The organism is Bradyrhizobium viridifuturi (assembly GCF_001238275.1).
Taxonomy (GTDB): domain Bacteria; phylum Pseudomonadota; class Alphaproteobacteria; order Rhizobiales; family Xanthobacteraceae; genus Bradyrhizobium; species Bradyrhizobium viridifuturi.
Window position 1 is genome coordinate 194,106 of sequence record NZ_LGTB01000004.1, and the last position, 11,489, is coordinate 205,594.

At 63.6% G+C, this 11,489-nt stretch carries 12 protein-coding genes; 7 read left to right on the forward strand and 5 right to left on the reverse strand.

Annotated features, from left to right (window positions below):
* Positions 1-3 precede the first annotated feature (3 nt).
* Positions 4-744, forward strand: a complete 741-nt coding sequence (locus ALC15_RS05915; protein WP_050626463.1) for an amino acid ABC transporter ATP-binding protein — start codon at positions 4-6, stop codon at positions 742-744.
* A 49-nt stretch (positions 745-793) separates the two neighbouring features.
* Here ALC15_RS05915 and ALC15_RS05920 read toward each other — a convergent pair whose 3' ends face one another.
* From ALC15_RS05920 to ALC15_RS05935, 4 genes are all read right to left on the reverse strand, one after another.
* A complete protein-coding gene (locus tag ALC15_RS05920) occupies positions 794-1,828 on the reverse strand; it encodes a cysteine synthase A (RefSeq protein ID WP_050626464.1) in 1,035 nt (344 codons plus the stop codon).
* Positions 1,829-2,061: 233 nt separating this feature from the next.
* Positions 2,062-3,300 (reverse strand): SAM-dependent methyltransferase, encoded by a 1,239-nt coding sequence (locus ALC15_RS05925; protein WP_244485944.1) that lies wholly within the window; start codon positions 3,298-3,300, stop codon positions 2,062-2,064.
* On the reverse strand, positions 3,290-4,093 hold the full coding sequence (locus tag ALC15_RS05930) for a DUF1365 domain-containing protein (protein ID WP_050626465.1): 804 nt from the start codon (positions 4,091-4,093) through the stop codon (positions 3,290-3,292). The genes ALC15_RS05925 and ALC15_RS05930 overlap by 11 nt, the downstream gene beginning before the upstream one ends.
* Positions 4,090-5,442, reverse strand: coding sequence for an NAD(P)/FAD-dependent oxidoreductase (locus ALC15_RS05935; protein WP_050626466.1), 1,353 nt, complete (start codon positions 5,440-5,442; stop codon positions 4,090-4,092). The genes ALC15_RS05930 and ALC15_RS05935 overlap by 4 nt, the downstream gene beginning before the upstream one ends.
* Before the next feature lie 238 nt (positions 5,443-5,680).
* Between ALC15_RS05935 and ALC15_RS05940 the strand changes: the two genes are divergently transcribed.
* From ALC15_RS05940 to ALC15_RS47515, 4 genes are read left to right on the forward strand one after another with little or no spacing between them, the layout of a single operon-like run.
* On the forward strand, positions 5,681-6,268 hold the full coding sequence (locus ALC15_RS05940; RefSeq protein WP_050626537.1) for a sigma-70 family RNA polymerase sigma factor: 588 nt from the start codon (positions 5,681-5,683) through the stop codon (positions 6,266-6,268).
* Positions 6,265-6,915, forward strand: a complete 651-nt coding sequence (locus ALC15_RS05945) for a ChrR family anti-sigma-E factor (RefSeq protein WP_050626467.1) — start codon at positions 6,265-6,267, stop codon at positions 6,913-6,915. The genes ALC15_RS05940 and ALC15_RS05945 overlap by 4 nt, the downstream gene beginning before the upstream one ends.
* A complete protein-coding gene (locus ALC15_RS47510; RefSeq protein WP_347336273.1) occupies positions 6,912-7,379 on the forward strand; it encodes a DUF1295 domain-containing protein in 468 nt (155 codons plus the stop codon). The genes ALC15_RS05945 and ALC15_RS47510 overlap by 4 nt, the downstream gene beginning before the upstream one ends.
* On the forward strand, positions 7,310-7,753 hold the full coding sequence (locus tag ALC15_RS47515; RefSeq protein ID WP_347336274.1) for a DUF1295 domain-containing protein: 444 nt from the start codon (positions 7,310-7,312) through the stop codon (positions 7,751-7,753). The genes ALC15_RS47510 and ALC15_RS47515 overlap by 70 nt, the downstream gene beginning before the upstream one ends.
* Here ALC15_RS47515 and ALC15_RS05955 read toward each other — a convergent pair.
* Complete coding sequence (locus ALC15_RS05955; RefSeq protein ID WP_050626468.1) at positions 7,742-8,143, reverse strand: DUF2177 family protein; 402 nt, start codon at positions 8,141-8,143, stop codon at positions 7,742-7,744. The two genes, ALC15_RS47515 and ALC15_RS05955, sit on opposite strands and share 12 nt — an antisense overlap.
* Before the next feature lie 439 nt (positions 8,144-8,582).
* On the opposite strand from ALC15_RS05955, the gene ALC15_RS05960 reads away from it, so the two are divergent.
* Together ALC15_RS05960 and ALC15_RS05965 are read left to right on the forward strand one after the other, a co-directional pair.
* The gene (locus tag ALC15_RS05960) at positions 8,583-10,052 is read left to right on the forward strand and encodes an efflux transporter outer membrane subunit (protein ID WP_050626469.1); all 1,470 of its coding nucleotides are present in this window, start codon (positions 8,583-8,585) and stop codon (positions 10,050-10,052) included.
* Positions 10,042-11,475 (forward strand): efflux RND transporter periplasmic adaptor subunit, encoded by a 1,434-nt coding sequence (locus ALC15_RS05965; RefSeq protein ID WP_050626470.1) that lies wholly within the window; start codon positions 10,042-10,044, stop codon positions 11,473-11,475. The genes ALC15_RS05960 and ALC15_RS05965 overlap by 11 nt, the downstream gene beginning before the upstream one ends.
* Positions 11,476-11,489: the final 14 nt, after the last annotated feature.

Here is an 11,489-nt window from a genome sequence, read left to right on the forward strand (position 1 = left end):
ACCATGTCCACAACCCCGATCGTCAACATTTCCACGCTCAACAAATGGTACGGCGACTTCCATGTGTTGCGGGACATCAACCTCGAGGTCGGCAAGGGCGAGCGGATCGTGATCTGCGGTCCGTCCGGTTCGGGCAAGTCGACCCTGATCCGCTGCATCAACGCGCTGGAGGAATTCCAGGAGGGCGAGATCGTTGTCGACGGCATCGAGCTCGGCCCGAACCTGCGCCGGGTTGACGAGGTGCGGCGCGAGGTCGGCATGGTGTTCCAGAGCTTCAACCTGTTCCCGCATCTCACCGTGCTCGACAATTGCACGCTGGCGCCGATCTGGGTGCGCAACATCCCGAAGAAGGATGCCGAGGCGATGGCGATGAAGTTCCTCGAGCGGGTCAAGATTCCGCATCAGGCCAACAAGTTTCCCGGCCAGATGTCGGGCGGTCAGCAGCAGCGCGTCGCGATCGCCCGCGCGCTGACCATGAACCCGAAGGTGATGCTGTTCGACGAGCCGACTTCGGCGCTCGATCCGGAAATGGTCAAGGAGGTGCTCGACACCATGGTCGATCTCGCCAGGGAGGGCATGACGATGCTGGTCGTGACCCACGAGATGGGCTTCGCCCGCGAGGTCGCCAACCGCGTCGTGTTCATGGACGCCGGCCAGATCATCGAGTCGAACACGCCGCAGGAATTCTTCGCCAACCCGCAGCACGCACGGTCGAAGCTGTTCCTGAGTCAGATCTTGAGATGAGCGAATTGGGAGTGGCGAACAGGGATTCGCTCTGTTCGCCATTCACCACTCAGACGAACGGCAGCTCGATCTTGCTGCGCTTTTCCAGCCATTCCGGCACCGGCAGATTCTTCGAACGCATGAAGGCCGGGTTGAACAGCTTGGACTGATAGCGGTTGCCGGAGTCGCAGAGGATGGTGACGATGGTCTTGCCGGGGCCGAGCTGTCTGGCAAGCTGGATCGCGCCCGCGATGTTGACGCCGGTCGAGCCGCCGAGGCACAAGCCTTCGTGCTCCAGCAGCTCATAGATAATGGTCACGGCGTCCTCGTCGGAGACCAGGAACGCATCGTCGACATTCGCGGTCTCGATAACAGGCGTCTTGCGTCCGAGGCCGATGCCTTCGGTGATCGAGTCGCCGGGCGTCGATTTGACCTGACCGTTCTTGAACAGTTCGTACATCGCAAAGCCGTGCGGATCGGCGCAGGCAGTGACGATGTCCTTGTTCTTTTCCTTCAGATAGCGGCTGATGCCGGCGAGCGTGCCGCCGGTGCCGACCGAGCAGATGAAGCCGTCGAGCTTGCCGTTGGTCTGCTGCCAGATCTCCGGCCCGGTCGAGTCATAATGCGCCTTGGGATTGTCGAGGTTGTTCCACTGGTCGGCGAACAGCACGCCGTTCGGCTCGGTCTTGCGCAGCTGATCGGCGAGACGCCTGCCGAGATGCTGGTAGTTGTTCGGATTGGAGTAGGGCAGCGCCGGCGCCTCGACCAGTTCGGCGCCGCACAGCCGCAGCATGTCCTTCTTTTCCTGGCTCTGCGTCTCCGGAATCACGATCAGGGTGCGGTAGCCGCGCGCGCTCGCCACGACGGCGAGCCCGATGCCGGTATTGCCTGCGGTCGATTCGACCACGAGGCCGCCCGGCTTCAGATCGCCGCGCTTTTCGGCCTCCAGGATCATCCCCTTGCCGGCGCGATCCTTGACCGACTGGCCGGGATTCATGAATTCGGCCTTGCCGAGAATGGTGCAGCCGGTCAGTTCGGATGCGCGTTTCAGCTTGATGAGCGGGGTGTTGCCGATCGCTTCGATGACGTCTTTGTTGAATGCCATGTCGGGGGTAATCTTTTGCCGGTCAGTGTTTTGCTCTGGCCGGAAACTAGTGTGCCGACGGCAAAAGGGGAAGGCTTTTGCAGTGCGGCGAATTTCGTGTGGCGATCTGCGTTAACGGGTTGTCGGGACCGATCAAGACCCGCCGGAACGCTCGTTTGGCGATTGCCCCGTGATCCGGGCAAATCTTGCTGCAATTCGAGCGCGCGACGTCAGATTTGCTGTACGAGCCCAATTCAAGATGATCGCTCGATCTTGTACAGCCCCACATTGAGGGCGCCAATTTCGAAGCCTAGTCTGCAATAGGCCAGATAGTACTCCCACATCCGCTTGAACCTGATATCGAAGCCGAGGGGTTCGATCGAGGCCCAGGCGTCGAGGAAACGGTCGTGCCAGTCGGCCAGCGTGCGCGCGTAGCTGTCGGCGAAGAACTCGGTTGAAACCAGCCGCAATCCGGAACTGCTCACCAACCGCTTGACGATGTCGATGGTGGGCAGCATTCCGCCCGGAAAGATATAGCGCTGGATGAATTCCGGCCGCCTGCGATAGCCTTCGAAGCGACGCTCATCGATCGTGATCACTTGCAGCACCGCGACGCCGCCGGCACCGAGGCGTTGCCGCAGCTTGTCGAAAAACAGCGGCCAATAGGCTTCCCCGACCGCCTCCAGCATCTCGATCGAGACGACTCGGTCGTAGCGGCCGTCGGTGTCCCGATAATCCGCGAGCCGCAGGTCTGATTTGTCGGCAAGGCCTTGCGCGGCCAGCTTCTGACGCGCGTAGCCAAGCTGCTCGGTCGACAACGTCAGTCCGGTGACGTGACAGTGGTGTCGTTCGATCAAATGCCGTGCCAACGCGCCCCAACCGCAACCGATCTCGAGGATATTCTCGCCGCCGTTGAGTTCGAGCAACTCAGTGACTCGATCGAGCTTGACCTGCTGAGCTTGCGCGAGGGTCTGGTAGGGCGAGGTGTAGATCCCCGATGAATAGGTCATGCTCGGGTCGAGCCAGAGGCGGTAGAAATCGTTGCCGAGATCGTAATGGGCACGAATGTTGCGCCGGCTGCCGCGCCTGGTATTGCGATTGAGCAGGGCATGGCGAAGCCAGGTGAGAGGTTGAGGAGGTCTCAACCGCTCGAACGAGGCCTCGTGGGTCGAACGCGGTGCGGCGGCACTCAGGAATGCGTGAATGTTGGGCGTCGACCACTCGTCGGCAAGGTAGCCTTCGGCAAAGCCCAGATCGCCGCCGGCAAGCAGCCGCAGCAAGCACTTCCAACTGTGAATTCTGATATGCACCTGCTCTCCGCCGCGCGAGCCGGAGATCGCAACGCCGCGTCCGCCTGGCAATTGCACGAGTATTTCGCCGCAATCGATCCGGCCGAGCATCCGCCGCAGCAGCACGCCAATCGTCGCGCGCAGCACCGGCGGCCATTCGACCGGCATCCAGGCGGGTGCGGTCTGCCGATGGTCAGTGCGCATGCAAATCTGTCCGTTGCTTCGATGATCTGGTCGCGAGCGTCATGCCGTTCGCGGATCGCTTCGGGCGCTCGCGAATGCGCATGCCCTTCAGCCAAAGCCTTGCCGCCTCCCAATGGATCGCGAGGACGACTTTGGCCGTCACCAGCGGAATCGCAAGGAAATTCCCCAGCAAGGTCCGGTCGCTCAGTGACTGGCGTGACGCGGCTAGGCACGCGCTGAGCATCGTTTCGCCGGCTTCGCTCGCGCTGATGCCGAGCGCAAAATGCTCATCGGGCCGGTTCAAGCGGAAATGATAGCTCTGGTTCATGGCCATGAACGGCGACACATAAAAGGTCTTGTTGCAGTCGTGCCGAATGCCCGCGTCGTGAGCGTCGACCGCAGCCACATAGGCGTGGCGTTCGCCGAACGTGTTGTGAACCTGATAGACGATCGCCGCCAGTTGATTCGAGTCTCGGTAACAGAAATACAGGCTGAGGGGATTGAAGTTGTAGCCGAGTGTCCGTGGCATGCAGAACAATCGGATCGGTCCGCCTGCCAGGTCGATACCCGCTTGCCCGAGCTGCCGCTCGATTTGAGCGCGAAGTGGCGTTGCACTGCCGTCACCGTGATCGCTGTCGTACAGCGCGAAAAGGTTGAACCGGTTGTGCGACAATAGCCGCAGCCGCGCAGGGAGCGCCGGTATCTCGTCGAGATCGAGCAGCAGCCAGAACGCACGGTAGCGGAAGCGATGAGGTGTCGGACGCAGCCGCCGATGCATCACGCTACCGCGATAGAGGCAGGAGCGCAGCGTCATGGCTGCAGCTCCGGTTCAGGCAAGGATCTGGCATCGGTCGCGAGCGTGATGCGTCCGGATTCGTTCGGTACAATCCACGGCCGGCGCACGCTGCCGAGTTGCTCAGCGACCGCAAGCCCGGATTGCAGCCCGTCTTCGTGGAAGCCGGCGCCGAAATGCGCGCCGCAAAACCAGATGCCTCCGTCGCCTTGCAGCGACCACAGCCGGCGCTGCGCAGCAATCGCGGCTGAATCGAAGATCGGGTGCTCGTAGACCTCCGTCTGATGCAGCGTGTCCGCGCGCGGTGGACGAGCAGGATTGAGCGTGACGAACAGCGGCAAATGCTCGGGGATGCCCTGCAGCCGGTTCATCCAGTAGGTGACACCGACCGGCGCGCTGCACTCGCCGCGGGATCCGACATAGTTCCAGCTCGACCATGCGAGACGCCGCCGCGGCATGAACGTTGGATCGGAATGGAGGACGGCAAGGTTGCGGCTGTAGCGGAACGCACCGAGCAATCTGGATTGATCCGGCGTCGGCGCTTCAATCACCGACAGCGCTTCATTCGCGTGTGTTGCCAGGATGACGTGATCGTATGATCGCGTTTCACCGTGAACGTCGGTCACCGTTATGCCGCGCGTCGATCGTCGTATCCTGACCACGCCGCAGTCGAGCTTGATCCGGTCTGCGAATGGCTGGACCAGCCGTTGTACATAGACTTGGCTGCCGCCGGTCACGGTTTCCCATGGCGGCCGCCGGGTCAGCTGAAGCAGTCCGTGATTATGGTGAAAACGAATGAAGGTCGCCGCGGGAAAGGCGAGAATGTCCGCCGGGGGCGCCGACCAGATGGCGCTCGCCATCGGCAGCAGATGGTCGTCGCGGAACGCCGCACCATAACCACTTTGCGCGAGATAGTCGCCGAGGCTGATCGTCTCGTCATGCAACAGCGCCGCATCACGTGTCGCCCGATCGTAGAACCGGACAAGGTCGCGCAGCATCGACCAAAAGCGCGGGCGCAACAGATTGGCAGGTTGGGCCAGCAGGCCCGATAGGCCGCTCCCGGAATATTCCAGATCGCCCTGGTCAAGAGAAACCGAGAGCGACATTTCCGAAGCTCGCGTGGGAACGCCGAGATGCCGGAACAGCGCGGTAAGATTACGGTAGGTTTTCCGGTTGAACACGATGAAGCCGGTATCCACGGCGACGCGCTGGCCGCCAAGGGACGCCGTCACGGTGTTGGAATGCCCGCCGATCCGATCGGATTTCTCGTAGACGGTCACATCGTGCCGCTGGCTCAGCAGCCAGGCGGCCGAGAGGCCGGAAATGCCGGTTCCGACTATGGCGACGTTCAATTTGCCGTCGGTCCTCAACGATTATCCCTTTTCGATCCACCAGCGCGCCGGCCCGTTGCGCAGGCCGGCGTCATGGATAGGAACGACTGGTCTTGAGGGTTGGATCACCGGCGGTGATCCAACTGCAGACGGACGGCGTTCCTGTTGCATGCAAACCGCCGTACGACATATCTCCGGGGTTGCCGGTCTGGTCAGGCCGGGTGCGATCCGGTACTGCGGTCGCATAGCCCGTAACGACAGGGAGTGCCCGCGCGGCATGCTGAATGAAACTCCCGACAATGAGACGTCGGATGCGGCCCGTTGGGCCCGGCTGATCGAAGCCGTTGCGATTCGAAGGGATCGCGAGGCTTTCGCTGCGCTGTTTCGGCATTTTGCGCCGCGTATAAAGACGCTCATGCAGCGCTCGGGTGCGAGCGAGCAGCTTGCCGACGAACTGGCGCAGGAGGCCCTGTTCCTGGTGTGGTCGAAGGCCAGTCTGTTCGATCCCAAAAGCGCTGGTGCCGCAGCCTGGATATTCACGATCGCACGCAACCTGCGCATCGACGCGCTCCGTCGTCAGAAGCGAATTCCAGCCAGCGATACGTCCGAGACGGAGCTTGAGTTTCAGCGTGATGAAGGGCCCTTGCCTGATGCGGGAGTTGCGACGTCTCAGATCGAGGCGCGGGTCCGGGACGCACTGTCGTTGTTGCCGGACGAGCAGATGCGGGTGGTTGAGCTATCTTTCTTCCACGAAACGGCCCATGCGGAGATCGCAAGGGCGCTGGATATTCCGCTCGGCACCGTCAAATCGCGCCTGCGGCTCGCGATGGCACGGCTGCGCAACTTGCTGGATGACTTCTCATGACCGTCCATCATCACCCCCCGGACGAGCTGTTGGGCGCGTTCGCAGCCGGTACGATCGATCTTGGCCAGCATGTTGCGATTGCTACCCATTTGGTCGGCTGTGCCAAGTGCCGCGGAGCGGTGCGGGCGATGGAGCATGTTGGCGGCGCGGTGCTGGCTGCACTGCCTCCGTCCGCGATGTCTGACGGATCGTTTGAGGCATTGCAGCGCAGATTGGACGAGGCATCGGAGACTTCCGCCCCTGTGCAGCGCCGGGGGCGGGCATTCAGCGATGTGCCGGGCTTGCCGGAGTTTCTGGGCAGCTATCCCGACAGCTCGTGGCGATGGATTGCGCCAAAGGTGCATTTGCGGCCGATCCGGTTACCCGAGCCGAGCGCGACGCGCGTCTTTCTGCTGAAGTCCAGCCCGGGAACGAGAATGATCGAGCACACGCACACCGGCTTTGAGATGACCTGCGTGCTGTCGGGAAGCTTCGTTCACGCCGGCGGCCAGTTCGGCCCCGGAGATTTCGACTTGGGGGACGGGTCGGTCGACCACGATATCAGGATCGACTCCGTGGACGACTGTATTTGCCTGGTCGCAATGCAGGGCGATTTGAAGCTCAATGGAGTGCTCGGCCGCCTGTTGCAGCCGTTGATCCGGATGTGACGCTGCTCGCGGAAGACTGCGCCATGAGCCTGCTCCCGCTGATCCTCCAATTCGTCGTCATGGCACTCGCGGTGTCTGCGGTTATGGCGATTGCCTGGTTCATTCAGCGCCGGACCGGGGCCACGGGATGGATCGATGTCTGCTGGACGTTCGGGACCGGCCTGATCGCTTGCCTTGCCAGCCTTGTCCCGGTTCCGCCGGACGGCACGGCCAGCGCGCGGCAGATTGTGGTCGCGATCCTGGTCGCCATCTGGTCGCTCCGGCTCGGCGGTCATCTGCTGCTGCGAACCTGTAAGGCCGGTGATGATCCGCGCTATCGCGACCTGATTGATCAATGGGGCGCCACGGCCAGCCGGCGGATGTTCCTGCAGCTGCAGCGCAGGCGGCAGTTGGTTTGCTCCTGGCAGTCTCGGTCGCGCTCGCCGCACATAATCCGCGCCCCGAACTTGGGTTTGCGGATTTGATCGGTGCACTGATGCTTCTGGCCGGCCTGATCGGGGAGGCGTTATCCGACGCGCAACTGCGCAAATTCCGCTCCGATCCCGCCAATCGACTGCGGGTCTGTGAGACCGGGCTCTGGAAGTGGTCGCGCCATCCGAACTATTTCTTCGAATGGCTGTGCTGGCTGGCCTATCCGCTGATCGCGATCGACGCCTCATATCCAGCGGGCTGGATCACGCTCCTGGCACCGGCCTGCATGTACTGGGTTCTGGTCCACGTGTCTGGCGTGCCGCCGCTCGAACAGCACATGCTGCGTTCGCGCGGCCAGCAGTTCCGCGACGTGCAGGCGCGGACCCGAGCATTCCTTCCATTTCCGAAGCTGACGTCAGGCCGCTAGCCTCGCCGTCACCAGATATGCCGCCGTCGCGGAAATCGCACCCAGCAAAGTCCCCCAAGTGACGTCGAGCAAAGTGAGCTGGACGGTCCAGTTTCGCAATGTCGCCTGGTTGGTCAAATCATAGGTCATGTAGCTGAAGAAACCGAGCAGCGCGCCGCTCAGCGCGGCCGAGCCAAGGCTTCCCGACTTCAGGGCCGGAAGTACGGCGAACACCACCAGCCCGACCGGGTAGACTAGATAGAACACGATCGCCGGAGGCAGGTTGACCTCGGCCGACAGGATGTCGCCGAGGGTCGGGCGATACAGTCGGCTCGCCATCGTTCCAAGCCATGCCATGTCGCAGAGCAGAAAAACTGTCAGTGTCGACAGATAGGCGTAAAGGTAGGTCATGTCGGATCCGAAGGTTGAACGCCGCTATCGGCCGCAAGCAGCGAATCTCTAGAGGTAACGACGGATCGCGGGGTCTGGATCATCGGGGTGCCGGGCAGGGCGCCGGACGCTGCGGATTCGGCGCAACAGGGCCGAGAAATCCCCATGAAATCTTTGTTAGAATCGTGACTTCCGGCACGGCTCCGAAACGCGCGGAAATGCCTTAAAAATAGGGAAAAGCCAGCAATCAGGGTGGCGTCGAATCGCTTGCGATGCAACGTCGCGCATTCGTGACAGGGCTGTCCGCCCTATCGTCCCAAGGGTAGGATGGGACAGGCAGGTTCCATTGAAAGCATTACCCCGTGTACGTCACCCAGACCACCGCTGAACGCGTCGCTCGTGCGCCACGGGCGAAGGCTGGCTCCGGCGGAGAACGGGTGTGACCCAGCAAGCATCCGTGATGGTGCCTGGAGGCCGGTTCGGCCTCGCCGTCCGCGTGCGACGGCTGGCGGGACGCGCGCTCGTCGCGCTCGGGCTGGTCGCGGGCTCAGCCGGCTGCATTCTGACTCAGGACATCCCTGATCCGGCGCTCGACGTGCCGCAGGGCTACAAGGCCGCACGGCTTGGCCGGCCGGGCGACGCGCTTCCGACGCTCGACTGGTGGCGTGGCTTTCGCTCCACGGAGCTGACGCAGCTGATGGAGGAGGCGCAGACCGTCAACCTCGACATCGCCGCGGCGGTGGCGCGTTTCCGTCAGGCCGATGCGCTGGCGCGGCAGGCCGGTGCGGCGCTGCTGCCGACCGTCAATCTCAATGGATCGGAGACCTATTCCCGCACCTCCGGCTCCAGCGCCAGCGGTCTCACCAATGGCGGGCGCGAGGTGGTGAACTACAACGCCTCGCTCAGCGCCAGCTATCAGCTCGACTTCTGGGGCCAGAACCGCGATGCCGCGCAGGCTGCGGAGGAGACCGCCGTCGCCAACCGGTTCGACCGCGAGGTGGTGGCGTTGACCACGCTCGCGAGCGTTGCCAACGCCTATTTCACTGTTCTCGCCACCCAGGACCGGCTGCGCACGGCACAGCGCAACATCGCCAGCGCCGAGCGCATCCTCAATGCGATCAACGAGCGCTTCAAGGCCGGCACCGGCTCCGACCTCGACGTCGCGCAGCAGGAGAGCGTGCTCGCCAACCAGCGCGCGCTGGTGCCGCCGCTGCGGCAGACGCTCGACCAGAACATCAACGCGCTCGCGGTGCTGGTATCGCGGCCGCCGGAGGCTGTGCGCGTGGCCGGCGGCTCGCTCAACTCGGTTGCGATCCCGCGGGTCACGCCGGGCCTGCCGTCCGAATTGCTGACCCAGCGTCCCGACATCCGACGCCAGGAGGCGCAGCTTGCATCCGCCACCGCCAATGTCGGCAGCGCGCGGGCGCAGTTCTTTCCGAGCATTCAGCTGACCGGGACAGGCGGCTATCAGAGTCAGGCGCTGGTCTCGCTGTTCCAGCCGCATGCGGCCTTCTTCAACCTGGTCGGCGGCATGACCCAGCCGATCTTCGACGGCGGCCGGATCCTCGGCAATTTCGAGAACGCGAAGGCGAAGCAGGACGAGCTGCTGCAGACCTATCGCAAGACGGTCATCCAATCCTTCACCGACGTCGACAACGCGCTGGTTGCGATCCGCGAGACGACGCGGCGGCTGCAGCTGCAGCGCGACGTGCTGTCGTCGTCACGGCGCGCCTTCGACCTGGCCGAGAAGCAGCTCAGGGCCGGCACCGCCGACATCGTAACTGTGCTAAACACGCAGCTGACGCTGTTCCAGGCGGAAGACGCTTATTCGCAGGCCCAACTGGCCCGGCTATTGGCGATCGTGAGCCTGTATCAGGCCTTAGGGGGCGGCTGGGAACCGAAGATGGAAAGACCGGTCGATGCTCTTTAAGCCCGACTCGGCGGATGACGAGAAAAGCACCGCGCCGCGCAAGCGGAGCCTGATCTCGCGCCTGCTTGGGCGCATGGTGTCGCTGCTCATCACGCTCGTGATCCTGGCCGGGCTCGGCTATCTCGGCTGGCTTGCCTTCCAGCCCAAGCCAAATGGGGGCGGCGGGCGCGGCGCGGGCGCGCGGCCTGATCTGCCGGTGCCGGTGCTCGCGGCCACCCCGCGCGTGCAGGACGTGCCGGTCTATCTTGACGGCGTCGGCTCGGTGAAGGCGCTGAATACGGTGACCGTGCGCTCGCAGGTCGACGGCAAGTTGATCAAGGTGAATTTCGTCGAGGGCCAGGACGTCAAGAAGGACGACGTGCTGGGCGAGATCGATCCCGCGATCTATCAGGCGCAGTACGATCAGGCGGTGGCTACGAAGGCCAAGGACGAGGCGCTGCTTGCCAACCAGAAGATCGATCTCGTCCGCTATGAGCAACTCGCCGCCAGCAATGCCGGCTCCAAGCAGCAGGCCGACACGCAGCGCGCGCTGGTCGCGCAGCAGGAGGCCGTCATCAAGGCCGATCAAGCTCAGATCGACAATGCGCGCACCACGCTTGGCTACACCAAGATCGTCGCGCCGATCTCCGGCCGCGCCGGCCTGCGCCAGGTCGACCAGGGCAATATTATCCACGCCTCCGACACCACGGGCCTCGTGATCCTGACCCAACTGCAGCCGATCGCGGTGTGGTTCAGCCTGCCGCAGCAGCAGATCATGCGGGTCAACGCTGCCGCGGCCAAGGGCCAGCTGGCGGTTGATGTGTTCGGCAATGACGGCGTCACCGTCATCGACACCGGCAAGCTGACCGGCATCGACAACCAGGTCGATCCGACCACCGGCACGCTGAAGCTCAAGGCCGAGCTCCCGAATGCCAGCTATCAGCTCTGGCCCGGGCAGTTCGTCAATGTGCGGCTCAAGGTCGAGACCTTGCCGCAGGCCATCGTGGTGCCGACCTCGGCGGTTCAGCGCGGTCCGGCCGGGACGTTCAGCTATGTAATCGGCGCCGACAACGTCGTGACCGCGAAGCCGGTCACGGTCACGCAGCAGAACGAGCACGAAGCCGTCATCGCCAGCGGCCTGACCACGTCCGATCGCGTCGTGACGACCGGCTTTGCCAATCTCGCCGACGGCTCCAAGGTCATCGTCGGCAAGGACGACGGGCCGCCGGCCGCCGACCTCGCGCCGCGCAAGCGCAGCCGCAGTCCCGACGGAAAGACCGGAAGCCAGAGCAAGGACGGCAAGCAGGACGGGCAGGGCAAGACCGGCGAGCACCGTGGTCGGCGCGAGCACAGTGAAGGTGACCAGAACGGACAGACCGGACCGGCACCCGCGCCGGCGGCAGGGGGTGAACGGTCGGGCGGCGCGCCGAAGGCACAGCCATGACCGGCGTCCCGACC